Source organism: Parabacteroides faecis (assembly GCF_014647375.1).
In the GTDB taxonomy this organism is placed as follows: Bacteria; Bacteroidota; Bacteroidia; order Bacteroidales; family Tannerellaceae; genus Parabacteroides; species Parabacteroides faecis.
Genome location: NZ_BMPB01000002.1, coordinates 81,743 through 107,948, shown reverse-complemented (window position 1 = coordinate 107,948; position 26,206 = coordinate 81,743). Strand labels below are relative to the sequence as shown.

Genomic DNA, 26,206 nt, shown 5'->3' with positions numbered 1-26,206 from the left:
TCAACCGGGAAAAATAGTACCTTTGCCAACTGCATTATCCGAGAAGGAATAACGTTAGTTTCATGGTAAAAAGAATTCGATTAATATTACTGTTGGTACTGTTGCAAACAGTGACCGGTGTTTCTATTTTATGTGCACAAAGCATAACCTCTGCTTCCGGTATTGTAAAGGATTCAATCACCGGAGAACCTCTGGGATTTGTTTCCGTCTATTTCGAGGGTTCCACTATAGGGGCAATGACCGACGACAACGGAGCTTTTGCTTTACAGAACGATAAAGGATACAACAAGTTAGCTATTGCATCATTAGGATACGATACAAAAACATTAGACCTCAAAACGGGACAAAAGAACGATGGATTGATGATTGCGCTCCGTCCTACTGCTTTTGAAATATCCGAGGTCGTAGTAAAACCAAAGAAAGAAAAATATACCCGTAAAGACAATCCGGCAGTCGAACTGATCAAAAAAGTGATCGAACATAAGAACGACAACCGTATCGAGTCGAAAGACGAATACCAAACGGAAGTTTACGAAAAGCTCTCCCTCTCCCTGGACGATTTCAACCCAGACTTTGAGAAAAACAAGTTCATGAAGAAATTCAAATTCATCAAGAACTATCTGGATACATCCGAATTCAACGGGAAACCCATCCTGACCCTCTCCGTTCGTGAAACGATCGCGGACAAGTATTACCGGAAACAACCGAAGACCGAAAAGACGATCGTCAAAGGTAAACGCATGCAAGGTGTCGACCAGACTCTGGATGACGGTGGCGGCATCACCTCTAACCTGGAAGAGATATTTCAAGGCATCAACATTTTCGATAACAATATCAATATCCTGCTGAACCGTTTTGTCAGCCCCCTGTCCTCTACCCTGGCTACCAGCTACTACAAATACTACATCATGGATACGCTGGATATCGGAGGCGATAAATGTGTCGACCTGGCTTTCGTCCCGGTCAACAGCCAAAGTTATGGTTTCACCGGTAGATTATACATTACACTGGACGGTAACTACGCATTGAAGAAATTCCTGCTTAACACGCCGGTCAACATCAATCTAAACTGGGTCGAAAAGCTCCGTATCGAACAGGAATTTGAACGGATGCCGGATAGTACCTGGGTAGTAAAGAATGAAAACACTTATGTCAACTTCTATCTGGTAAAAGGAGCACAACAACTCTATGCGCACCAACTCCGCAATTACGATAAATATAATTTCAATATAGAACAGGCAAAGGCCGATTCGGTATTCAATTTATTAGGTTCGCTTCATACATTACCTATAGCAATCGAACAGACGGATACCTTCTGGATCAACAATCGTCATGTTCCGTTGAAAGAAAAAGAAAATGCCCTGGACGATTTGCTGGCACAACTCCGTAAAGTCCCGGCATTCAATGTGATTATTAAAACGGCGGAGATCCTTATATCCGGTTATATCCCGACAGCCGGAGATAAGAAATCAACCAAATTCGATTTCGGTCCGATGAATACCACCATCAGCGGTAACCGCCTGGAAGGTGTCCGGTTGCGTGTCGGCGGTATGACAACAGCAAATTTGAATCCTTACTGGTTTGCCAGTGGTTATCTTGCCTACGGAACGAACGACCGAAAATTAAAATACAATGTAAAACTGACCCATAGTTTTAATAAGAAGCTCTATCACGAAGGGGAAAGTCCGGTCAATAATTTATCCTTTATCCAGGAATATGACGTTTATACTCCCGGACAGGATTTCCTATTCACCAGCAAGGATAATATCTTTGTCGCCTGGAAAGTCGGTGAACCTGTAACAAAAATGCAGTACATCCGCAAATCCATGTTTCAATACGAAAAAGAATGGCTGAACGGTCTCACCTGGAGATCATGGGTGTACAACCAGAATAACCAGGCTGCCGGTACACTTAAATATATCCAGAAAGAAGCAGACGGTACACTGATCCATAAAAAAGACATTACCACATCAGAAATTGGTACACAGCTTCGTTTTGCCCCCGGAGAACGTTCCTACGACGGACGTTCGGGAAAAGAATCCGTATTCAACCTGTCGAAAGACGCTCCTATCTTTAAGCTGTCGCATCAGTTGGGATTTAAAGGTGTCTTAGGTGGAGAATACAATTATAACCATACGGAGCTCAGTGCCGAAAAGCGTATCTGGTTATCCTCATTCGGCCATATCGATACACAGTTGAAAGCTGGTAAAGTATGGAACAAGGTACCTTTCCCTTTGCTGATCCTGCCGAATACCAACCAGTCTATCACGATCCAGCCGGAGGCATTCCACATGATGAACGCTCTGGAATTCGTAACCGACCAGTATGTATCATTCAACGCAACCTATTATATGAAAGGATGGATACTGAATCGTATTCCGGGTATCAAATGGTTACGTCTGCGTGAAGTGATATCTTTCAACGGTATCTACGGCGGACTGACAGATAAGAACAACCCGACAATGACTCCCGGCTTGTTTGTCCTGCCTGACGGCACACGTCCATTAGGCAAAACACCGTATATGGAAGCTAGTATCGGTCTGGAAAATATTTTCAAGATCCTCCGTATAGACTATTACCGTCGGTTGACTTACCTGGACGAGCCCAATATTAAGAAAGGCGGGGTACGTATCGCGTTACGCTTCTCCTTCTAGGCTGTTGGAAATGGATTCAAAACAATTGACAAAGACAATTGATAATTGACAATTATGAAAGATACGAATATAAATACTCCCCTCAATCACGCACCGAATGCATGGGCACTGATACCCCTGCTGGTATTCCTGTTCACCTATCTGGTTGTTTCCATACTGGCTGGAGATTTCTACAAGATGCCGATAACAGTAGCCTTCGTTATCTCATCGGTTGTAGCCATAGCCATATCCAAAGGGGGAAAACTATCCAACCGTATCGAACAATTCTGTCGCGGAGCGGCCAACAGCAATATAATGCTAATGGTCCTTATTTTTATATTGGCCGGAGCCTTTGCCCAGACAGCCAAAGCAATGGGAGCTGTAGACGCGACAGTAAACCTGGCGATGTCGATCCTGCCCGGCAACCTGCTGGCGGCCGGTATTTTCCTTGCCGCTTGTTTTATTTCGATCTCTGTCGGAACCTCTGTAGGCACCATCGTTGCCCTGGCACCGGTAGCCGTCGGGATTGCCGCCAAAACTGGGATGCCCGATGCTTTGATGCTAGGAGTTGTCGTGAGCGGTGCCATGTTCGGCGATAACCTGTCTTTCATATCCGATACGACAATTGTTGCAACCCGTACACAAGGGTGCAATATGAACGATAAGTTTAAAGTAAATATACGTATCGCCCTTCCTATCGCGATCATAACAGGTATTATATATGTCATAGTAGGAAGTGGCGTAGACAGCAGTTATACAGCAGGAGCTATTGAATGGGTAAAAGTGGTTCCCTATCTGGTCGTTCTTGTAGCGGCCATTTGCGGTGTAAATGTAATGCTGGTATTATTCATCGGTATCCTGCTATCGGGTACCGTTGGATTGCTGACCGGAGGTTTCGATATTTGGGGATGGACAGCTTCAATGGGCCTCGGTATCACCAATATGGGAGAACTGATCATTGTGACTCTATTGGCGGGCGGAATGCTGGAAATGATCCGTTACAACGGCGGAATCGACTGGATCATCCTCAAGCTGACTTCTCATATCCGTTCTTCGAAAGGTGCAGAGTTGAGCATTGCCGCATTGGTAAGTTTCGCCAATCTTTGTACGGCAAACAATACGATTGCCCTGATCATGGCAGGTCCGATCGCTAAAGACATAGCAGACCGTTTCAAAGTCGACCCACGTCGCAGTGCAAGTATCCTGGATATTTTTTCTTGTTTCATACAGGGAATCATTCCCTACGGGGCACAATTACTGATGGCATCCGGCTTAGGGAACGTATCCCCTATTGAAGTGATGCAATACTTGTATTATCCTTATTTATTAGGATTTGGTGCACTATTGGCTATTCTCTTCGGATATCCACGAAAATTCAGTAAAACAGTTCCGGCTAAATAATTAAAAATAAACATTACAGAGACCTGTATATACAAAAAAAGGCTATCCATCACGGACAGCCAATCTTCATTGTTAACCTTAAATCTAATACCATGAAAAACACAGTGCAAATATAGAGGTTTTATGTTATTCAGCATAATTTTAGCGAGAAAAATGCATCACCTTAACATTATTTAGCCAAAACATGTTCTACAACACATAAAAACGAAGGGGACACCCGAAACCGGACATCCCCTCTCTTCACCAAACCTCTTATAATTATTATTTACCGAAACGTTCTTTCAGTTTAGCGATCATATCGCGGGTCATTGTATCCAGATCGTAAGTCGGTTTCCAATCCCACTCTTCACGGGCACAAGTATCGTCCAGCGAGTTAGGCCATGATTCGGCAATTGCCTGGCGTAACGGATCGACTTTATATTCCATCTGTAATTCAGGAATGTATTTCTTGATATTGTTTGCAATGATTTCCGGATCGAAACTCATAGAAGCAATGTTGAATGAGTTACGGTGTACCAGACGAGTCGGATCGGCTTCCATGATCTGGATAGCAGCATGCAAAGCGTCCGGCATATACATCATATCCATAAATGTACCAGCAGCGATCGGGCATTCAAACTTTTCACCTTTTACAGCCGAATAGTAAATATCCACAGCATAGTCGGTCGTACCACCACCCGGAGGAGTTACGTAAGAGATCAATCCCGGGAAGCGAACCGAACGGGTATCGACACCAAAACGGATGTTGTAATAATCGCTCAACAACTCGCCGGAAACTTTAGTAACACCATACATTGTACGTGGATTACGGATTGTATCCTGCGGAGTCTTGTCTTTCGGAGTGTTGTTACCAAATACACCGATAGAACTCGGAGTAAATACGGCACAATGCATTTCGCGAGCTACTTCCAATACGTTGAACAAACCACCCATACCGATCTTCCATGCTAACTGAGGTTTTGCTTCAGCTACAGCAGATAATAACGCTGCCAGGTTATAGATCGTGTCAATTTTATATTTAGACACTGTTTCAGCGATCTGCTGTTCATTTGTTATATCAACAAGTGCAGAAGGTCCTGATTCTAATAATTCACCTTTAGGCTCTGCACCGGAAATATAACCTGCTACGATGTCGCCATTGTAGCGTTTTCTCAACTCCATGGTTAACTCTGAGCCGATCTGACCGGTAGAACCGATAATTAATACATTCTTCATTGCGTTTTTATTGTTCTTTTAAGTTTTTTCTGCGGCAAAGGTATAGAGAATAAAATTGTTCCTGCACGATTTTCTTGTGTTTTTTTTTACACATTATCAAAAAAAAATAGGAACTTTGCCCGATTTAAAAATACTAACAAAAAACAAAGTTATGTACGGTAAACTGAAAGAATTCCTTACACAGGAACTGGCTAACATTAAAGCAGCCGGATTGTACAAAAACGAGCGTATCATTACTACGCCTCAAAGAGCCGACATTAAAGTAAATGCCGGAAGTGATGTTTTAAACTTCTGTGCCAACAATTACCTTGGTCTGTCAGACAACCAACGTCTGATCAATGCAGCTAAAGAAGCCATGGATACTCACGGATACGGTATGTCATCCGTTCGTTTTATCTGCGGAACACAGGATCTTCACAAACAACTCGAAGCTGCCATTTCCGATTATTTCAAAACGGAAGATACTATTCTGTATGCCGCTTGTTTCGATGCAAACGGAGGTTTGTTCGAACCGTTGTTCGGCGAAGAAGACGCTATCATCTCCGATTCACTGAACCACGCTTCCATCATCGATGGTGTACGTTTGTGTAAAGCAAAACGTTATCGTTATGCCAATGCCGATATGGCCGATCTGGAACGTTGTCTGCAGGAAGCGCAGGCTCAGCGTCACCGCATCATAGCAACAGACGGTGTGTTCTCGATGGACGGTAATGTTGCTCCGATGGATAAGATCTGCGAACTGGCTGAAAAATACGATGCACTGGTCATGGTAGACGAATCTCACTCTGCCGGTGTTGTCGGTCCGACCGGTCACGGTGTGGCAGAACAATATAATGTATATGGTAAAGTAGACATCTTCACAGGTACATTAGGTAAAGCATTCGGCGGTGCAATGGGTGGTTTCACTACAGGTAAAAAAGAAATTATCGACATGCTTCGCCAGCGTTCACGTCCTTATCTGTTCTCTAACTCAGTAGCACCTGCTATCGTCGGAGCCAGTCTGGAAATGTTCAAGATGCTGAAAGAAAGCGATGCCCTGCATACCAAACTGATGGGTAACGTATCTTACTTCCGCGATAAGATGCTGGCTGCCGGTTTCGATATCAAACCGACTCAGTCCGCTATCTGTGCCGTTATGCTGTATGATGCTAAATTATCTCAGGATTTCGCTGCCAAGATGCAGGAAGAAGGAATCTATGTAACAGGATTCTATTATCCGGTAGTTCCGAAAGACCAGGCACGTATCCGCGTCCAGTTGTCTGCCGGACATGAAAAAGAACATTTGGATAAAGCGATCGCTGCATTTATCAAGGTGGGTAAAGAGCTGAACGTTATCAAATAAGACAAAAAGAAGGAGTTGTCTAAAAAGTCTATATTAAGGAACGCAGAATACGCAGACAGAGCGCAGAGTCTCGCAGACCATATGTATTATTAATTAAAAAATCTGCGAAACTCTGCGTATTCTGCGTTATCTGCATCCGGTAATAGCTTTTAGGCATCTTCTTCTTTTCTTTCTAAAACAATCTATTAACCTATAAATATACACTTTCAATAATTATTATCTTCCTCGCCATCCACGAGGTTGTTCAGTTCAAACTCCAGACTCACCAGATCCTTCTTCCACGAATTCAAAATATGGGAAGGAACATCCTTAGAAGCTTTATCTATCTTTTCCTGAATATTGGAAACTTCCAACTCCAGCCTTTCACGCCTGTTCATATCTCTTAATATTTATCACCTGTTTAACAATCTCTCAACTATTAAACAACAGTACGGAACAATATGTTTATGATAACCCGGAAAGATTTCCTATCTTTGTGTCCCTAAATAATCGACAATAATTTATGCAGCTTAGTAACTATCACAGTCATTGTACATTCTGTGACGGGCGTAGTACGCCTGAAGACTTTGTAAAGTTCGCTATATCCCATGGGTTCCGGGCGTATGGATTTTCATCGCATTCTCCCCTGCCCTTCGAAACATTCTGGAATATGTCGAAAGACGATATGCCCGAATACCTGGCTGAAATAAACCGGCTGAAAACGAAATACAGTAACCGGTTGGAAATATATACAGCCCTGGAGATCGATTATCTGGATGAAACCTATAATCCTTCTATCGCCTATTTCCGGAAATTACCGTTAGATTACCGCATCGGCTCCATTCATTTCCTCCCTATATCAGAACATTTGTGTGAAGAAAACATGGTCTGCATCGACGGTTCTTTTACCGATTACAAAGCTTCCCTCGATCACTATTTCGAAGGTGATATCCGTAAACTGGTTGCCCGCTATTTCGATTCGACCATGAAGATGATCCAGGCAGGAGGAATCGATATCGTTGGGCACATGGACAAGATTTATATGAACGGACACAAATGCGAAGGTTTCTCATTTGATGCGGACTGGTATCAGGAACCGTTCAGGGCAACCCTCGATCTGATCGCAGAAAAGGGGTTGATGGTAGAAGTAAACACCAAAAATCTGGTTAAAAAACAGCAGCTATTCCCTCGGAAAGAATATCTCGGATTACTGAAAGAGATGAATATACCGGTAATGGTCAACTCCGACTGCCACTATCCGGACCTGGTGAATGACGGACGGGAAGAAGCTTTTAAATTACTGAAAGAGATCGGTTTTACGACTACCCGCGAACTGGTGAAAGGGACCTGGCAGGATATCCCTACCGGGGAGTAAACCTTTACATCCTTATATGTAAAGTAAAAAGGGGCATACTTTAAGCTCATTCCTCCCTAGATTAAAATACGTAAGGTTGGCATAACAAAAAGGTAAAGCCAAAGCTACAAATACGTAAGGCATGCCTTGCTATTTAGTAACTTTGGCTTTATTTATTCAAAACTGCGGACAAAAGACATTAGATATGCTATCCTAGCATATTGAAGTTCCTATCTTTTACGCTTATACAAGAAGGAGTTCCAGCGCTCTTCGGCATGATCCTGCCTGAACATCTCGTAACGAGCCATTGTAAAAAACAAGTCTGACAAGCGATTGACAAACTGCATGATCTCTTCCGGAAGCGGGTCTTTCCGGTACAATGTCCAAAGGCGGCGTTCGGCACGGCGGGCAACGGTACGCGCCAGTTGCAGGTGAGCCGAAATCAATGTACCACCGGGCAGGATAAAGAAGCCGTTATCCTGCATCTGTCCCGTCAAGACATCGATCTGTTGTTCGCAGAAAGACACCAGGTCGTCCGAAAGGCTGTTCGGATTCTTATCACGGATAGCGGACGGAGTTGCCACGTGCGACATCACCACCATCAACTCCCGTTGTATTTTACCTAAGACATCCTGCCACTCATGTTCCGGAGGCAATAAAGCCCGCACGATACCGATCTGTGCATTCACTTCATCCAATGTACCGTTCGCTTCGATACGGATATCGTCTTTCTCAACCCGTTCGCCGCCGTGGATACCGGTGCGGCCTTTATCCCCTCCTTTGGTATAAATTCTCATTTTACTTCTTTGTTGTATCTTTCTTATCTTCTTTTTCTTCCGGGTGAATGATTCCTTTTACCGTATCACCGATAGGCAGCTTATCCAATACGCCGAGACTCGGAGCTACAGTTTTAACCAATTGATTCAGGAAGTTACCGGTTGTGCCCTGGCCTCCATCGAAGACAGTGATATCACCCAGCTGTATATGTTCGAATGCCTTCACCTGTTCGCCGGCAATTTCTTTCCACTGATCTACCATCTTATACTGGATAGCGATAGCCGGATTCGATTCGGCGGCCTCGACCATCGCCTTGAAACCGTCGGCTTCAGCAAGCAATGACTTCTTTTTACCTTCAGCTTCGGCTTCCAGCTTCATCTGGATCGCTCTTGCTTCGGCCTCTGCCTGCGCCAATGTTGCCTTTGCTTTTGCTTCGGCTTCACGGATCATCTTTTCGGCAACAGCTTCCGCCTGGAGGATCGCTTCCTGACGGGCGATCTCTGCCGGGACGATCTTTTGTGCTTTCAGGGCAGATTCCACCTTCTTCGCTTTTGCTTCTTCCACTTCACGCTGAGCTATTTCGCGGGCAGCTTGTACGGAGGCTTCTGATCTAGCTGCTGCTTCACCGGCCTGTTTATTTGCTTCTGCTTGTGTCACTGCTAATTCGGCATCCGATTTGGCAACCTCTTTGTTTGCCTCATTTCGCCCTACGGCTGCTTTCTTTCCGGCATCGGCTTTCTTGATTTCCATGTCGGAATTCAATTCTGCGATACGGCTTTCCTTTTCTGTATTTGCTTTTTCGATATTGATATTCTTATCTGCTTCTGCTTTGGCTACCTGCGATTCTTTCGAAGCATTAGCCACGGCAACCTGCGAGATACGTTCCTTGTCGGCATTGGCTACGGAGATTTCCTGCTGCTTCTTGGTTTCGGCAATCGCGATATCCTGGTCCTTACGTGTTTCGGCTACAGTCGTTTCACGTTCACGAATCTGGTTCGCAATCTTGATAGCACCCAGTTTTTCCTGTTCTTCGATATTCGCCTGGGCTTCATTCAAAGCTTTACTTTCCGCTTCTTTACCCAGGTTGACGATATAGTTGGCTGCGTCGCGGATATCACTGATGTTGATGTTCATCAGGTAGAGACCGAACTTGCGTAATTCCGTATCGATATTGTCGCGCACTTTAGAAAGGAATTTATCACGGTCGGAGTTCAGTTCCTCGATCGTCATATCGGCAATGACCAGACGCATCTGACCGTACACGACATCGGTAATAAGATTCTGCTTATCTTCCGGTTGCAGCCCCAACAGACGTTCGGCAGCATTCTGCATCACCTCGGGGTCGGTACTGATCGCGACCGTAATAGTCGTCGGGACATCCACACGGATATTCTGGGCAGACAAGGCTCCGGTCAGTTTACAATCGATCTGAAGCGGTTTCATCGACAGGAATTCGTACCCCTGAATGATAGGCCAAACGAAGGCAGCACCACCATGATAGAGTTTAGCAGACTTCTCACCGGAGGTCTTACCATACACCACCAACACTTCATCACTCTTACATTTGCGATAACGGGAAAGGATCCCGATAAAAGAAAGGATGATAACCCCTACAAGGATGGCTACCATGATTAACATTTCCTGTGTCATAATTTACTCGCTGATTTATTATTATTGTATATAAATTGTTCCCGATTCCACTTTGCAGATCAACGTCCGGTCTCCGGTCTGGTAGGTTTTACCTTCCAGGGAACGCACTTCCACTTCACGCAAAGCTCCGTTCAAAGCCATCTGTACGATATAACGTATTCCGTCGTGGGCATAAATAGTACATTCCCGTCCGACCAGGGCTTCCGTCTTCTCCGGCTTATTCTCCTTCTGAAGCTGGTAAGCTTTCTTATACAGAAACCATAAGATGAAAACAAACGCCAACCCGATCAGGATTCCGATCAGAAAAGTGGATATGGCTGTACTCTTAGCAATATACATATACCATCCGAAGCCGATACAAAAATGGGTTAATCCTTTAAAGGAAACCACGCTGCCGAGATCGACGTCGACATCGGTGTCCGTATCCAGATCACCAAAGAAAACAGACATGATGAACTGTATCAGAAATATTGCGGATGCAACGATGGCGATCCCCAGAAAAATAGTATTGACCATGGTATGAATTATTAGTTTTCACGAAAATAAGGATAATTTCGATAAAACGGACATATATAGGAAAAATATGTATGTTTGTAATCAAATATATTATATATACCTCATGAAAACAACTATAGAACAAGTATGTCAGGCACTGGAAGAAAACATTGATGAAAAGACCCGGCTGAATGCACAGAGCTTCTTCAAAGAGAAGATCTTGTATCACGGAGTGAAAATTCCTATGGTCAACAAGATCAGTAAGGAGTTTTATCAGTCGATCAAGGAACTTCCCAAGAACGACATCTTTGCTTTATGCGAAGAATTGTGGAAGTCCGGGTATTCGGAAGAATCTTATATTGCCTGCAACTGGTCCTATTATATCCACGAACGATATGAGCCGGAAGACTTTTCTGTATTCGAGGGATGGGTGAATGAATATGTATCCAACTGGGCATCCTGCGACACATTATGCAATCATACCGTTGGAACTTTCCTGGAAATGTACCCGGAATATATTACCCGGTTAAAAGAGTGGGCGCATTCCGACAACCGCTGGACGAAACGTGCCGCCGCTGTAACATTGATCATCCCTGCCAGAAAAGGGCTTTTCCTGAACGATATATTTGAAATAGCCGATATTCTCTTCAATGATCCGGACGATCTGGTACAAAAAGGATATGGCTGGATGCTGAAAGCGGCCAGTGAAGCCCATCAGAAAGAAGTCTTCGATTATGTGATGGCAAAAAAAGCGGCTATGCCACGAACTTCCCTGAGATATGCGATCGAGAAAATGCCCAAAGAGTTGAAAGCATTGGCAATGGCTAAATAAGTCCGTTCAGATAGTCGATGAACCATTGGTTCCTTGCCGGGTCTCCCCAATAAAGATGGGTATATCCGGCGAGCACGTTCTTATATCGGTATAAAGGAGTGTCGACGGGACTGCCCTTAGCAGTATAGGCCGTTGCGACAGACAGGAGTTTCTCTTCCTGAGATTCTATACGCGAATAATGGAATTCGTGGCCCGTTAAGATATGATCCTGATAACGTAACGTACGGTATCCGAGACGAAGTTTCATCTGTTCCATAGTCGCCGATTGGTTTAATAGGCCGACTACCGGATAACTCGTTCCTTCGGACGACTTTATATCATTACAGAGATACATCATTCCACCGCATTCTGCAAGTAACTTCCCTCCTGCTTCGGCATAATTGCGAATGGATTGGAGCATGGATCGGTTGGCTGATAATCCGGAAAGGAATAATTCAGGATAACCACCGGGCAAATAGACAAAATCAGATTCCGGCAATGTTGAATCTTTCAACGGACTAAAAAAAGTAACCCTTCCTAACTGGTGTAGGAAACGGATATTTTCCTCATAGGCAAAGTTAAAGGCGGCATCACGGGCTATGGATATTTTCAAAGGAGAAGATTGTCTTTCCTCCTGGAAAGATACGGGCGAAACAGTATCCGGCCGGCAAGCTGTCAATGCTAAAAGACGATCGATATCGACGTGTTTCTCCACTAATTCGGCTACACGGTCGGCAAAAGTATCTAAACAAAATGCTTCATCCAGCGTTAAACCCAGGTGACGACTCGGTATTTCCACATCTGCCTGTTTGGGTAGATATCCCAAAGCTTCCACTCCGGCATCTTCACAGGCTTGTTTCAGAAAGGAATAATGGCTTTCAGAGGCAACGAAATTAAAGACTGCACCGACAATGTTTATTTCTTTATAGAAGTTCCTGAACCCATATAATAAGGGGGCAACGGAGTAAGCTGTACTTTTCGCATTAACGATCAGGATAACAGGGATATTCAATAGCCGGGCAATTTCCGCACTGCTGCCCTTCATAGCGTCATAGCCGTCGAAAAGTCCCATGACACCCTCGGTTACGGCATAATCGGCACCGGATGTATAACGTTGATACAGTTCCCGTATATGTTGCTCCGACATCATGAAACTGTCCAGATTTACGGAAGGGAAACCGGCCGCTTCCTTATGATGGCGTGTATCGATATAGTCCGGTCCGCATTTAAACGGTCTGACTTTTCCACCCCGGTTCTTCAATGCCCGAAGCAATCCGAGTGTAAATGTTGTCTTTCCGCTTCCCGATGAAGCGGCACCTATTAAAAGATGAGCTTTCATAAATAATGTGCTAATATGCCAATGGGGATGGCAATAGATTCAGTATTTATCAAAATTGAATGTAGTGTCGTTGGTAGGGGCGGGGTCTGCCCGCCCCTCTCCATCGGTTGTTATATTATTGTCACAAAGGGCGGGTAAACCCCGCCCCTACAAAACCTGTCATTTGGGTTCAATATTTTCTAATATTGTTCTTTTTCATTCGGGAAATCCTGTGTCTTTACATCTTCAATGTAAGCTTGTACGGCACGAGTGATCTCTTCTCCGATATTGGCGTATCTACGAAGGAAACGCGGAGAGAATCCCATATTGATGCCCAACATATCATGCATCACCAAAACCTGACCGTCTACACCTCCACCGGCACCGATACCGATAATAGGAATAGTCAGTTCGGAAGCGACACGTGCAGCCAGGTCTGCCGGAATCTTTTCCAACACGATGGCAAAACAACCGATCTCTTCCAACAGATGTGCATCGTCAATCAACTTCTGTGCTTCAGCTTCTTCACGGGCACGAACTGTGTAAGTTCCGAATTTATTAATAGACTGCGGAGTCAAACCCAAATGTCCCATGATAGGTATACCTGCACAAAGGATGCGCTCAATGGATTCTCTTATTTCACTTCCTCCCTCCAATTTAATACAATCAGCGTGAGTCTCTTTCATGACACGGATAGCGGAAGCCAAAGCCTCTTTCGAATTACCCTGATAGGTACCGAAAGGCAGGTCTACTACTACCAATGCACGATTAACGGCTTTCATAACAGACTTACCATGATAAATCATCTGATCCAGTGTTATAGGAAGCGTTGTTACATTTCCGGCCATCACATTCGATGCAGAATCGCCGACCAGGATAACGTCCATACCTGCCTGATCGATCAGTTTAGCCATAGAATAGTCGTAAGCTGTCAACATGGATATTTTTTCTCCACGTTGTTTCATTTCCATCAGGCGATGTGTTGTCACCTTTCTTGTATCATCTAAATCCCTCTTTGCAACTGACATAATGCTTTTTTGTTAATTGTTACGGCGACAAAGTTAAGGATATTCTGTAATAAGCAAGACAAACAATAAAATATTTATGCCGTACAACATATGTTTATTTTTGTATATCTTTGCAGCCGTTTACATTTAAAGTTTAAAATACAAGCAAAGATGAAAAAGTTAGTTTTTACTTTGGTGGTTGCTTTTATGGCAATCATCAGTGCTGATGCACAGGTTTATGTAGGTGGTTCTTTCAATCTGACTCACGATAAGAACACTGATGTCACCAATTTTACTATCGCCCCTGAAGTCGGTTACAATCTGAACAAGAATTGGGCTATTGCTGCAGAAATCGGCTATACTCATGTCAAAAAAGATGAAGCAAAAGCAAATGCATTCAGTTTTGCTCCCTATGCCCGTTTCTCTTTCTTTGAAAAAGGTATTGTTCGTTTATTCCTGGATGGTGGCGTTGGTATTTCTACTTATAAAGAAGAAGGTTATGACAATGTCAATGGCTTCGAAGTCGGTATCAAACCGGGTATTGCACTGGAGATATGCAAAAATCTGACATTCGTTACCAAATACGGATTTGCCGGTTATCGTGACGATTACAAATATGCAAACAGCACTTCCGGTATCAGTTTGAGTTCGGAAGACCTGAGTTTCGGTTTCCACTACGAATTCTAATTAAGAAAACAAAAGACTGTGGTTTTTGACACAGTCTTTTCATCCCGGGTCAAGCCCGGGATCGCTTTCTACTTCTCTTCTAAAATATCCGATTGCCCGAAATATATCATTATATTTGCATCTGCTGAAATATAAGTATATAATATGGACAATAGAAATATCACCTCCGACTTACAATTCCGGAAAGCTGAAGAAACGGATATCGAGCGTATCTGGGTCATTATCGGGCAGGCAAAAGAACAGATGCGCCGACTTAACAGCCACCAATGGGATGAAAATTACCCGGCTCTCGAAACGATCGATCAAGATATAAAAACAGGTAATGGCTACGTTTTTTGTAAAGAGAATAAAGTGGTTGCCTATGGTGTCATCTCATTCGACGGAGAACCTGTTTATAAAGATATAGATGGTAAATGGACGAATGAACTTCCTTATATGATCGTCCACCGTCTGGCTATTGCCGATGAAATGAAACGTCAGGGAATAGCCAAACGCTTCATGCTGGAAGCAGAAAAGGTCAGCCGTCGGAAAGGTATTTATAATTTCCGTGTCGACACCAATTACGACAATGAATATATGCTTCACCTGATCGATTCGCTAGGGTTCGAATATACGGGAGAAGTCTGTTACCGAGGTAACAATACAAGAAAGGCATTCGAGAAATGTATTTATCCTCATGTCTCGTCTTTCGGTGTTCCGGGTTATACTATCCGTGAAGCTATTTACGAGGATGCCGAAGTTATTTATAACGCAATAGATAAAAATCGTGACGATCTGCGAACCTGGTTACCGTTTGTCGATAGCCTGAAAAGTATTGCCGACGAACAATCGTTCCTGGAATCATCCTTAAAGGTCCCGTATGAAGAACGGGATATCGTCTATATCATTGAGAAAGGCAAAAGCATCTGTGGATTGATTGGTTTCCATTTTTCAGACCGTGCCAATTATCGTACGGAAATAGGTTATTGGCTGCTTCCCGAATACAGAGGAAAAGGCATTGTGACACGAGCCGTACATCATTTATGCCTGTTGGCTTTCTTTGAGAAAGGTTTCAACCGCATCCAAATAAGATGCGCCGTAGGCAACGCAGCCAGCAATGCCATTCCTCAACGCTTAGGATTCACACAAGAAGGTACGGAACGCGACGGTGAACTTTTAATAACCGGAGAATATACAGATATTAATGTATATAGCATTTTGAAAAAAGAGATTGCAGAATAAGTAATTCTCAAAGGAAACATTGAACATAACTATGGAACAAGAAATTCAATTAAACGAATACAACAAACAGGAGTATCCGTCTATGCATATGGAGGGTGTTGACGCCTCCTCCATTATCATTTATACAACTAAAGATAGCCAAATATCATTAGAGGTAAAGATGAATAGCGATACCGTATGGCTCACGCAATCCCAAATGGCAGAGTTATTTGGAAGAGAAAGAACAGTAATAGGCAAACACATCAAAAATATTTTTAAAGAAAAAGAACTAAAACAGGAAGTGGTATGTGCAAATTTTGCACATACCACTTCACATGGTGCGATTAAGGGCAAATCACAAACACGAGAGGTGGCTTATTATAACCTTGATGTTATCATATCCATAGGATATCGGGTAAAAAGTCTACGCGGTACCCAATTTCGTATTTGGGCAAACAAGATATTGAAAGATTATCTTATTAAAGGATATGCCATCAACCAAAAGATAAAACTAGAACATTATCAAGAGCTAAAAGAGATGGTTCACATTCTCGGTAATACGCTCAAAAACCAAGAACAGTTAACATCTGACCAGTCCAAAGGACTATTGGCTGTTGTAACTGATTATGTCTATGCCCTTGACACTTTAGATAAATATGATTATCAGCAACTCCTCATCGAGGACACGACCCAAGGAGATAAATTTCATGCCACATATGAAAATGCGATGGAAGCTATTCGTAGCTTAAAAGGTAAATTTGGAGAAAGCGAACTCTTTGCACATGAAAAAGACCAGTCATTCAAAAGTTCGGTTTCAACTATTTATCAAACATTCGATGGTATTGAGTTATATCCAAGTATTGAAGAGAAAGCAGCCATGTTACTCTACCTGGTAACTAAGAACCATTCTTTCAGCGATGGGAATAAACGAATTGCAGCTATGCTATTTCTCTGGTTTATGGAAAACAACGGTATCCTCTATCACCCAAATGGTGAAAAACGTATTGCTGATAATACATTAGTTGCCCTCACTTTGATGATTGCAGAAAGTCGTACGGAAGAAAAAGACGTTATGGTAAAAGTAGTAGTAAATTTAATAAATCAAAATAATTGATATGGAACAGGAAATCCAATTAAACGATCACAACAAACAGGAATATCCACCTATGCACACTGCCGAACATATTCTTAATCAGACAATGGTCCGGATGTTCGGTTGTCCCCGTTCTAAGAACGCTCATATAGAAAGAAAAAAGAGTAAATGTGACTATATTCTATCGGAAGCTCCCTCTGCAGAAACAATGGCTGAAGTGGAACGCCGTGTCAACGAAGTCATCGAACAACATCTGCCGGTTACTATTGACTTTATGCCACGTGAAGCGGCAGCCGATATTGTAGATTTGAGCAAACTACCGGAAGAAGCCAGCGAAACATTGCGCATCGTACGGGTAGGCGATTATGATGCTTGTGCCTGTATCGGTACCCATGTCAGCAATACCTCTGAAATCGGACGGTTTAAATTACTGAACTACGATTATACCGACGGACGGTTACGTCTGCGTTTCAAACTGGAAGCTGTGTAAACCAGGATATGGTTTTGAGATATAAAAAAAGAAAGGCTCCTATCTGATACAAAACAGACAAGAGCCTTTTCTCTATTTATTATCAAATTATCGGGAACGCACTTCTCGTCTCATAAAAGAGACATATGATAAAGCAAAACAAATAACTGTCGCAGCAATCAATCCGGTCAACTGTGGCCAGACTACCAGCAGGCTCTGCCCTAACGGCAGCGGACTAGGAATAGCCCCATGTACCTGCTCCATAGTCAACGGTCCCAGGCTACGGACTGAAGGCATCAACAGAGTTGTCGTTGCCTCATTGAACAACTGACTCGGTGCAAACCGTAACAGATTCAGCATAAAACGCTGATAATGTACAATCTGATAATCACTGGCAAAGTCTGAAGGACTAAGTGCTTTCCCGATCAGATTAATGATCATATTATAGAAAACACTGAAAAACAGCCAGATCGCCACACAGGCCAGCGCTGAAGTCGCAGCTTGACGAAATTGTATGGAAAAGAAAATCGACAGATTCAGCCAGAATGCTACGTAGAAGATACTGACGATAATAAAGAACACCATTCGCAAAAACTCTTCCGCCGTTGGAGGAATCCCGATCGCAATCAGGCCAAAACCCATCACCAGAAATCCGAGGGCAAACAACATGATACCTATCACGATCAAAGCACCTACGAATTTCGCATTGATCAGGAAATCCCGATGGATCGGTTGAGACAGGATACGACTCAATGTACCCCGGTTCTGTTCCGAGTTTATCGCATCAAATCCCAAAGCAATCCCTAACAGTGGTCCCAGGAAACTGATAAACACGACAAAAGAAGGTAGAGTTCCATCCGATACGGTAAACAGTTTCAGGAAAAGGAACGCATTGTCCGGATCATTCGGTTTAATGGAAGCCCCAATATTCGTCAAAGCCGTATACAGTGACCCCATACAAGTCAGAGCGATAATGACGATCAGGATAATGAACCGCCAGCTCCTTACATGATCGGACACCTCTTTATTCACAATAACCCAAAATGGATGATACACTCTATTCATGATCTTTACCTCCTTCGAAATAACGATTATAAATATCATCAAGCCCATGCTCCCTCTTCTGCTGTTCGGTCAATTCAATATCTGCCAGCAGTTTCCCCTTACAGAACAAGCCAACCCGGTTACAAACCTGCTGCACCTGGTCCAAATGATGGGAAGAAAACAAAACAGTCAATCCCTCTTCGCTACTGAGCTGATGGATCAGATCCATAAACTCACGCACACCGGAAGGGTCAATTCCCGAAGTCGGTTCATCCAGAATAATCACTTCAGGCTCTTTTATCAGAACATCTGCCAAGCCTAGGCGCTGACGCATACCTCTTGAATATTTACCGGCCTTCTTCTTTCCTTCATTGGCAAGCCCTACCCTTTCCAATAATTGCCCTGCCTTTTCCTTGGCTTCATTCTTCCGGATACCGTTCAACTGCGCGGTATATACGAGATTTTCAATACCGGTCATATCATCGTAAAAGCCGACATCTTCCGGTAAGTAACCGACTATCCGTTTCACATCGATCGGATGTGTTGTAGAGTTTATACCACAAACTTTCACAGAACCGGCTGTTGGCTCCGTTAGTCCCAACATCATCAGGATCGTAGTCGACTTCCCTGCCCCGTTAGGCCCCAGCAATCCGAATATATCTTTCTTGTTTATCCGGAGGTTCAAATCGTTCACTGCAGTAAAATCACCATACTTCTTTGTCAGTCCGGTAAGTTCAATAACAGGTTGACACATGGCTTACCTCCTTCCATATTTGCGGAACAGATAATAAACACCTCCCAATACCAAAACAATAATCAAGACACCGACCCATCCCCAGATCATCGGAGTCTTCACTGAAATACGGAAATCGGCTGTAGCATTCACCTCCGGAGTTTTGGCCTCCATCTTCGTCACATAATCGCCGGGAAGCGCTTTTTTAGAAGCCTTTACGGTAGCAATCACACTGGTTGTCTGTCCGGCTCCCAACTTTACCACTTTGGCTGGATCGAAGGTCACCTCCCAGTCGACCGGTTTACTTGCAGAAAGCTGCACATCCTTCAACTCTGCCGAACCTGTATTTTTTACAACCAGATCGATCTTTTTTGTTTCTCCCGCTGTGATATCGGAACTAAGCAAACCTCTTGGTGTGGATAGCTCCATTTCATATGAACCCGTTATCACAACCTCCAGATCCAGATCGGCAGAAGTGGAGCCAGTAGAAGCATGAACAGGAATTTTGTAGCTACCGGCAGCAACATTAGCCGGAGGATTGATATCGATCGTTATATTTTGAGTAGCATTCGGTTCAACCTGCGCAGATGTCGCCTGCTTATAATTTGGTTTGAATACCACATTCCAACCTCTTTCTACTTCAGCCGTCAGAGCATAAAGCTGTTGTTCCGCAGTACGGTTCTTGATCGTTGCGTTAAAGGTAAAAGTAGATTTGGAGTTACCCTCCATATTCGGCTGAGTTGTTGTAAAATCAGTCTGATAAGTTCCCTGCTTGGAAACGGTAATCGTAAGCGGAAGCTTAGCCATACCATCGGCCGAAACCGTAAAATTATAAGTTCCCTTATTCACTTTCACCGGCACTTCCACTTTCAGGGAAAAATTCTTCTTCTCATCAGGAAGGACCGAAAGCTGGCTGATCGAATATCCCCCGGACTTTACTTCATAACTCCATCCCCGAGGCATTCCCTCAACAGAGATAGTCGCGTTTTTCACTTCGTCACTCTTGTTAATGACGTCAATATTGTAATCGATCGACTCCCCCGGCGGAACCGCTATTTTTGTGTAGGGAGTGTACAACATCACGCTCTTTTCAGAATCACCAGCGTGGACTTTACTACAAGGGATTATTCCCAATAACAGTACAAATAATAGGTTTAAACAGTTAATTTGCATTTTCATAATGATTTTTATAGAGTATACAAAAATGATTACTTATTAGCCGGGGGCAAATATATATACTGAGAGTATTAGATACTTTTAAAAGAATTAAAAAAAAGCTATCATAAAAGTACCTTCCTTTCCTATCCGGTAAATCTCTGTCATGAATGCGATAACAAACGAACTTTTCCTTATACATTATATATAGACACCCCCCAAAGAAATATATAGACACCCCCCAAAGAAGCCATTTGTATGCTAAACAGACCGAATTATTCTGCAAATGTAACATTGAAATAAAATATTTTTGTGTAAGTTTGCGAGCGCTAAGAAAGACATTTTATACAGAAATTTAAATACAAGAGTTATGCAATCAATTGACAATTTCAATTTTGCCGGCAAAAAGGCATTTGTTAGAGTTGACTTCAACGTTCCATTGGACGAAAACTTCAACATCACAGACGACACTCGTATTCGTGCCGCTCTTCCTACACTTAAGAAGATCCTGGCAGACGGTGGCAGCGTAATCATAGGTTCTCACTTGGGCCGTCCGAAAGGCGTTACTGATAAATTTTCACTGAAACATATTTTGGGTCGTGTATCTGAATTACTGGGCGTAGAAGTTCAGTTTGCTAACGACTGTATTGGTGAAGAAGCTGGCGCTAAGGCTGCTGCTCTGCAACCGGGCGAAGCTTTATTGCTGGAAAACCTTCGTTTCTATGCAGAAGAAGAAGGCAAACCAAGAGGTTTGGCTGAAGATGCAACAGACGACGAAAAGAAAGCTGCTAAAAAAGCAGTAAAAGAAAGCCAGAAAGAATTTACAAAGAGATTGGCTTCTTATGCAGACTGCTATGTAAACGATGCATTCGGTACTGCTCACCGTGCTCATGCTTCTACAGCTCTGATTGCTGATTACTTCGATGCTGACCACAAGATGTTCGGTTACCTGATGGAAAAAGAAGTAAAAGCTGTAGAAAAAGTAATGAACGACATCGTTCGTCCGTTTACTGCTATCATGGGTGGTTCTAAAGTTTCTTCTAAGATCGAAATCATCGAAAACCTGTTGAACAAGGTAGACAATCTGATCGTAACAGGTGGTATGACTTATACTTTCACTAAAGCTATGGGCGGTAAGATCGGTAACTCTATCGTTGAAGACGATAAGTTGGATCTAGCTCTTGACCTGATGAAGAAAGCAAAAGAAAAAGGTGTAAACCTTGTATTGGCTGTTGACGCAAAGATTGCTGACGCTTTCAGCAACGACGCAAATACAAAATATGCTAATGTCAACGAAATTCCTGACGGATGGGAAGGTCTTGACATCGGTCCTAAGACTATCGAAATCTATGCTGACGTTATCAAGAAGTCTAAGACTATCCTTTGGAACGGTCCGACAGGCGTATTCGAATTCGAAAACTTCACCGACGGTTCTCGTGCAGTAGGTAACGCTATCGTTGAAGCTACTAAGAACGGTGCATTCTCTCTTGTTGGTGGTGGCGACTCTGTTGCTTGCGTTAACAAGTTCGGTATTGCAAGCGAAGTTTCTTACGTATCTACAGGTGGTGGTGCTTTACTGGAAGCTATCGAAGGCAAAGTTCTGCCGGGTATCGCTGCTGTTAAAGGCGAATCGTACAAATAATTTCAGATATTGTTTATAATATCCTAATTAAATATAAAACTCCGGTGAAGTGATTTCACCGGAGTTTCTTGTTTTATAATCATTACCTCATAATATCCCATCCGGGATATATTACGGAAGAATAACATAGCCATATATGTCTCCTTGCAATATTGAATTAATTCATATCTTTGTTATCGACAATGGTTTCCGAATCACAATTCAGTGAGGAAGATTAAAAGGGAATCCTGTGAAAATCAGGGACTATCCCCGTAGCTGTAAGTTTTATTCCTGCAAAGGAAAAATGTTGTAACCTCTGTATACCACTGGTCTCAGACCGGGAAGGTGTTACAACAGAAACAAGTCAGAAGACCTGCCATTTCAATCAGACAGAATCCAGCGCTTTCGGGTGAAAAGCAGTGGTATGAATCCTTTATAAGATCCATTTATCACTTTATCTCCGGGAATCAATTGCGGAACTGCATGAACAGAAGTATTGTTTAATCTTAAATAAAAAGTATGATCAGCACGGAGATTTTTATTGTCAAGAGAGATGGTAAAAAAGAAGTATTCTCACTTGACAAAATCAAAAATGCAATAGCTAAAGCATTTTTATCAGTAGGTAGTTTCGCTACCCAGGAAGTAATAACCAATATCCTCAGCCGCATCAGTGTCAGCGAAGGGACAAGTGTGGAAGATATTCAGAACCAGGTGGAAGTTGCTTTGATGGCAGAACATTATTATGCGGTAGCAAAGTCATATATGCTATACCGTCAGAAACATCTGGAAGACCGGGAAGTTAGGGATAAACTGCGCTTTCTACTGGATTATTGTGATGCATCCAATCCGGCTACCGGAAGTAAATACGACGCTAATGCCAATGTAGAGAATAAAAATATCGCCACACTGATAGGTGAGTTACCGAAATCGAACTTTATCCGCCTGAACCGCCGCCTGCTGACAGACCGGTTGAAAGATATGTACGGAAAAGAAGTATCGGACCGTTACCTGAAACTGCTGAATCACCATTTCATTTATAAGAATGATGAAACGAACCTTGCCAACTATTGTGCCAGTATAACCATGTATCCCTGGCTGATAAGCGGTACAGCTTCCGTGGGAGGCAACTCTACGGCCCCAACCAATCTGAAATCTTTCTGTGGTGGTTTCATCAATATGGTATTCATCGTTTCAAGCATGTTGAGCGGTGCATGTGCAACTCCCGAGTTTCTGATGTATATGAATTATTTCGTCGGATTGGAATATGGAAAAGATTATTACCGGCACGCTGATGATGTGGTAGACTCGTCCAGTAAACAACGTACAATAGACAAAATGATTACAGACTGTTTCGAACAAATAGTCTATTCTATCAACCAGCCGACCGGTGCCAGAAACTTCCAGGCTGTATTTTGGAACATTGCCTATTATGACAAATATTATTTCAACAGTCTTTTCGAGAATTTTGTATTCCCTGACGGCAACAAGCCCGACTGGGATTCGTTAAACTGGTTGCAAAAGCGGTTCATGAAATGGTTCAACAAAGAACGTACCCGCAACGTTCTGACCTTCCCGGTCGAGACTATGGCGCTCCTGTCGAAAGATGGAGATGTACTCGATAAGGAATACGGGGATTTTACGGCCGAGATGTATGCCGAAGGACATTCCTTCTTCACTTACATGAGCGATAATGCCGATTCGTTAAGCAGTTGTTGCCGTTTGCGCAACGAGATACAGGACAACGGTTTCAGTTATACGCTGGGAGCCGGAGGGGTATCTACCGGTTCTAAAAGCGTATTGACAATCAATCTGAACCGTTGTATACAACATGCTGTGAAGTCCGGTATACTTTATCCGTTCTTTCTGGAAGAGGTAATCGATCTCGTACATAAAGTCCAGTTGGCCTACAACGAGAATCTGAAACAGCTACAATCCAAAGGCATGCTCCCCCTGTTCGATGCCGGTTATATTAATATGAACCGCCAGTATCTTACGATCGGGGTAAACGGATTGGTAGAAGCCGCCCAGTTTATGGGTATCGAAATCAACGACAACCCTAAATATGAAACTTTTGTACAAGAAATACTCGGCATGGTAGAAAAATACAACAAAAAGTACCGTAATAAAGAGGTCTTGTTCAACTGCGAAATGATTCCTGCCGAAAATGTAGGAGTAAAACATGCTAAATGGGACAGAGAAGCAGGGTATCAGACATTCCGCGATTGTTATAACAGCTATTTCTATATCGTGGAAGACACGACACTCAACGTTGTCGACAAGTTCCGTATCCATGGCCGACGTTATATCGAGCATCTGACCGGTGGTTCGGCACTACACATGAATCTGGAAGAACATCTGAGCAAAGAACAATACCGCCAGTTACTACGTGTCTCAGCTATAGAAGGTTGTAATTATTTTACATTCAACATTCCTAATACCATTTGTAACGATTGCAACCATATCGACAAACGCTATTTGAAAGAATGTCCCAAATGCCACAGCCAGAATGTGGATTATCTGACCCGCGTTATCGGTTATATGAAACGTATCAGTAATTTCTCACAACCCCGGCAGAAGGAAGCTCATATCAGACATTATGCTACGTTACACTGATTACGATATTGTCTTTCAGGAAGTACCGGACGAGATAACGTTGGCGATCAACATATCAAACTGTCCCAACCGATGCAAAGGTTGTCATAGCCCCTATTTACTGAAAGATATCGGCGAACCACTGACAGAAGATAGCCTTACCGTACTTCTCAGGAAGTACGGTAAGGCTATTACATGTGTCTGCTTCATGGGCGGAGATGCTTCACCTGCAGATATAGAACAATTAGCAGAATATCTGCATCGTCAGACTGTCGCTCCGGTAAAAGTCGGATGGTATTCGGGAAAAACCGAACTGTCTCCGGCTATTGATCTGGATTTCTTTGAATACATCAAACTAGGTCCCTATATAGAACACCAGGGAGGACTGAAATCACCCGCAACAAACCAACGTTTCTACCGTATCGAGAACGGAGTGATGAAAGATATCACTTACCGATTCTTTTCTACACCTAAATAACAAACAGCTAGAACCGGACCGGTTTACCGCTTTTAGCACTCTTTATGGCAGATTCAAGAATCTCCACAACAACCAGGTTGTTCTCCAGCGAAGACAGATCGGTGGGAGCAACCTGGATTTCTTTACGAACGGCTGCTTTCAGATAATAGAAAGAATCATTATAGGGAGCTTCCAATGCTGAAGGTTGTACTGTAGTTTCTTTCCGGTCGGTGTAAATACGCATGGAAGTCGGCGTGTCCTGATAAATATATCCTTTAGTTCCGTAAATATGCATATCTTTCCGTCCTTTCGGCCAGTTCCACGATCCCATAATCTGTACGGTTGCGGAAGGATATTCAACCAGAATCGTCGCATCATCGTCCACGTTCGGATATTTATCCGGTTTAAGCTGTTTCAGAACTGCATATACACTTACCGGCCTCTCTCCGTCCATCAGCCAGGTAACCAGATTCGCCCCGTAACAACCGAAATCGACAACAGCCCCGCCCCCATTCAGTATCGGGTCAGTCAACCAGTCGGTAAACTCTTTACCGCATCCGATCTCGATAGGACCTTCATGCCCGTCATAGACCTCCATACGATTTATTTTACCTATCGCATCCCCTTTCTTTATTAAACGGTAAGCCTCATGGTTCGTATTATACCAGGTTGTCTCATAATTGGTAAGCAACAAGGTATTATTTTTGCGTACCAACTCGGCCATCCGGTTAGCATGTTGCATATTGACAGCCAAAGGCTTCTCCACCATCACATGAATACCACGCGGTGCACAAGCCTCTACTACGGCCAGATGATCATAAATAGAACCATAAGCTACCACTACTTCCGGCTTTGTCTTATCCAGCATTTCTCCCAGATCGGCATAAAAAAGAGATGCATCCAGTTTCTTCCGAAGCGGGTTATTAGCCCTCAACTGCTCATCCGGTTCGGCAACACCTACTACTTCAAAATCTCCCCTATCCATGCGGATAACTACTTCATGGAGATGTCCGTGCGACACACCTGCCACTCCCAGACGAAGCGGCGCCGTATTCTGAGCATTCAATATAAAAGGTAAACAAACAACAGACAGTAACAAGAATGTCCTGATAATCTTGTGAGTATTCATGGCCTATATAATAAGAATTGTTTGTGACAAAGATATAAATATTT

At 43.2% G+C, this 26,206-nt stretch carries 23 protein-coding genes and 1 riboswitch; of the genes, 12 read left to right on the top strand and 11 right to left on the bottom strand.

The features are described 5' to 3' along the window. Positions 1–62 precede the first annotated feature (62 nt). Positions 63–2,654, top strand: a complete 2,592-nt coding sequence (locus IEY67_RS03115) for a DUF5686 and carboxypeptidase-like regulatory domain-containing protein (RefSeq protein ID WP_183669688.1) — start codon at positions 63–65, stop codon at positions 2,652–2,654. Positions 2,655–2,708: 54 nt separating this feature from the next. Further along, positions 2,709–4,034, top strand: coding sequence for a Na+/H+ antiporter NhaC family protein (locus IEY67_RS03110; protein WP_183669686.1), 1,326 nt, complete (start codon positions 2,709–2,711; stop codon positions 4,032–4,034). A 261-nt stretch (positions 4,035–4,295) separates the two neighbouring features. Here IEY67_RS03110 and IEY67_RS03105 read toward each other — a convergent pair whose 3' ends face one another. Beyond that, positions 4,296–5,249: an NAD-dependent epimerase/dehydratase family protein gene (locus IEY67_RS03105; RefSeq protein ID WP_122352562.1), complete on the bottom strand. Its 954-nt coding sequence runs from the start codon at positions 5,247–5,249 to the stop codon at positions 4,296–4,298. Positions 5,250–5,400: 151 nt separating this feature from the next. Here IEY67_RS03105 and kbl point away from each other — a divergent pair, with 151 nt between their 5' ends. Next, entirely contained in the window at positions 5,401–6,591 is a 1,191-nt protein-coding gene (gene kbl / locus IEY67_RS03100; protein ID WP_122374393.1) for a glycine C-acetyltransferase, read from the top strand. A gap of 206 nt (positions 6,592–6,797) precedes the next feature. On the opposite strand, the gene IEY67_RS03095 is transcribed toward kbl, so the two are convergent. Then, positions 6,798–6,968, bottom strand: a complete 171-nt coding sequence (locus tag IEY67_RS03095; RefSeq protein WP_183669684.1) for a hypothetical protein — start codon at positions 6,966–6,968, stop codon at positions 6,798–6,800. A 125-nt stretch (positions 6,969–7,093) separates the two neighbouring features. Between IEY67_RS03095 and IEY67_RS03090 the strand changes: the two genes are divergently transcribed. After that, on the top strand, positions 7,094–7,945 hold the full coding sequence (locus tag IEY67_RS03090; protein WP_183669682.1) for a histidinol-phosphatase: 852 nt from the start codon (positions 7,094–7,096) through the stop codon (positions 7,943–7,945). Between the two features lie 209 nt (positions 7,946–8,154). Here IEY67_RS03090 and IEY67_RS03085 read toward each other — a convergent pair whose 3' ends face one another. From IEY67_RS03085 to IEY67_RS03075, 3 genes are read right to left on the bottom strand one after another with little or no spacing between them, the layout of a single operon-like run. Next, a complete protein-coding gene (locus IEY67_RS03085) occupies positions 8,155–8,721 on the bottom strand; it encodes a cob(I)yrinic acid a,c-diamide adenosyltransferase (RefSeq protein WP_183669681.1) in 567 nt (188 codons plus the stop codon). A 1-nt stretch (position 8,722) separates the two neighbouring features. After that, on the bottom strand, positions 8,723–10,351 hold the full coding sequence (locus IEY67_RS03080) for a flotillin family protein (protein ID WP_122352558.1): 1,629 nt from the start codon (positions 10,349–10,351) through the stop codon (positions 8,723–8,725). Positions 10,352–10,372: 21 nt separating this feature from the next. Next, entirely contained in the window at positions 10,373–10,867 is a 495-nt protein-coding gene (locus tag IEY67_RS03075) for a hypothetical protein (protein WP_183669679.1), read from the bottom strand. 103 nt (positions 10,868–10,970) lie between these two features. On the opposite strand from IEY67_RS03075, the gene IEY67_RS03070 reads away from it, so the two are divergent. Next, positions 10,971–11,678, top strand: a complete 708-nt coding sequence (locus IEY67_RS03070; protein ID WP_183669677.1) for a DNA alkylation repair protein — start codon at positions 10,971–10,973, stop codon at positions 11,676–11,678. On the opposite strand, the gene IEY67_RS03065 is transcribed toward IEY67_RS03070, so the two are convergent. Further along, on the bottom strand, positions 11,671–12,996 hold the full coding sequence (locus IEY67_RS03065) for a cobyrinic acid a,c-diamide synthase CobB (RefSeq protein WP_183669675.1): 1,326 nt from the start codon (positions 12,994–12,996) through the stop codon (positions 11,671–11,673). The genes IEY67_RS03070 and IEY67_RS03065 overlap by 8 nt on opposite strands. A 179-nt stretch (positions 12,997–13,175) precedes the next feature. Further along, positions 13,176–14,003 (bottom strand): 3-methyl-2-oxobutanoate hydroxymethyltransferase, encoded by an 828-nt coding sequence (panB, locus tag IEY67_RS03060; RefSeq protein WP_122352554.1) that lies wholly within the window; start codon positions 14,001–14,003, stop codon positions 13,176–13,178. A 150-nt stretch (positions 14,004–14,153) separates the two neighbouring features. Here panB and IEY67_RS03055 point away from each other — a divergent pair, with 150 nt between their 5' ends. From IEY67_RS03055 to IEY67_RS03040, 4 genes are all read left to right on the top strand, one after another. Next, positions 14,154–14,669, top strand: coding sequence for an outer membrane beta-barrel protein (locus IEY67_RS03055; protein WP_183669673.1), 516 nt, complete (start codon positions 14,154–14,156; stop codon positions 14,667–14,669). Between the two features lie 144 nt (positions 14,670–14,813). Beyond that, positions 14,814–15,890 (top strand): GNAT family N-acetyltransferase, encoded by a 1,077-nt coding sequence (locus IEY67_RS03050; RefSeq protein ID WP_183669671.1) that lies wholly within the window; start codon positions 14,814–14,816, stop codon positions 15,888–15,890. A gap of 82 nt (positions 15,891–15,972) precedes the next feature. After that, the gene (locus tag IEY67_RS03045) at positions 15,973–16,983 is read left to right on the top strand and encodes a virulence RhuM family protein/type II toxin-antitoxin system death-on-curing family toxin (RefSeq protein WP_229800951.1); all 1,011 of its coding nucleotides are present in this window, start codon (positions 15,973–15,975) and stop codon (positions 16,981–16,983) included. Between the two features lies 1 nt (position 16,984). Beyond that, positions 16,985–17,452 (top strand): alanyl-tRNA editing protein, encoded by a 468-nt coding sequence (locus IEY67_RS03040; RefSeq protein WP_183669666.1) that lies wholly within the window; start codon positions 16,985–16,987, stop codon positions 17,450–17,452. Positions 17,453–17,539: 87 nt separating this feature from the next. Here IEY67_RS03040 and IEY67_RS03035 read toward each other — a convergent pair whose 3' ends face one another. Genes IEY67_RS03035 through IEY67_RS03025 form a run of 3 tightly spaced genes read right to left on the bottom strand, consistent with a single transcriptional unit; the run spans position 17,540 to position 20,387 of the window. Beyond that, on the bottom strand, positions 17,540–18,496 hold the full coding sequence (locus IEY67_RS03035) for an ABC transporter permease (RefSeq protein WP_183669664.1): 957 nt from the start codon (positions 18,494–18,496) through the stop codon (positions 17,540–17,542). Further along, positions 18,489–19,229 carry an ABC transporter ATP-binding protein gene (locus tag IEY67_RS03030; protein ID WP_122374385.1) on the bottom strand — a complete coding sequence of 247 codons (741 nt, stop codon included), beginning with the start codon at positions 19,227–19,229 and terminating at the stop codon, positions 18,489–18,491. Before IEY67_RS03030 ends, IEY67_RS03035 begins: the two co-directional genes overlap by 8 nt. Positions 19,230–19,232: 3 nt before the next feature. Then, on the bottom strand, positions 19,233–20,387 hold the full coding sequence (locus IEY67_RS03025) for a COG1470 family protein (protein ID WP_183669663.1): 1,155 nt from the start codon (positions 20,385–20,387) through the stop codon (positions 19,233–19,235). Positions 20,388–20,733: 346 nt separating this feature from the next. Between IEY67_RS03025 and IEY67_RS03020 the strand changes: the two genes are divergently transcribed. From IEY67_RS03020 to nrdG, 3 genes are all read left to right on the top strand, one after another. Beyond that, the gene (locus IEY67_RS03020; protein ID WP_183669661.1) at positions 20,734–22,005 is read left to right on the top strand and encodes a phosphoglycerate kinase; all 1,272 of its coding nucleotides are present in this window, start codon (positions 20,734–20,736) and stop codon (positions 22,003–22,005) included. 165 nt (positions 22,006–22,170) lie between these two features. Next, positions 22,171–22,379, top strand: a riboswitch (cobalamin riboswitch). 124 nt (positions 22,380–22,503) lie between these two features. Further along, a complete protein-coding gene (nrdD, locus tag IEY67_RS03015) occupies positions 22,504–24,597 on the top strand; it encodes an anaerobic ribonucleoside-triphosphate reductase (protein WP_183669659.1) in 2,094 nt (697 codons plus the stop codon). After that, the gene (gene nrdG, locus IEY67_RS03010) at positions 24,581–25,054 is read left to right on the top strand and encodes an anaerobic ribonucleoside-triphosphate reductase activating protein (protein WP_183669657.1); all 474 of its coding nucleotides are present in this window, start codon (positions 24,581–24,583) and stop codon (positions 25,052–25,054) included. Before nrdD ends, nrdG begins: the two co-directional genes overlap by 17 nt. Before the next feature lie 7 nt (positions 25,055–25,061). Here the strand turns inward: nrdG and IEY67_RS03005 are convergent, their stop codons facing one another. Next, the gene (locus IEY67_RS03005; protein WP_183669655.1) at positions 25,062–26,162 is read right to left on the bottom strand and encodes a Gfo/Idh/MocA family protein; all 1,101 of its coding nucleotides are present in this window, start codon (positions 26,160–26,162) and stop codon (positions 25,062–25,064) included. Positions 26,163–26,206: the final 44 nt, after the last annotated feature.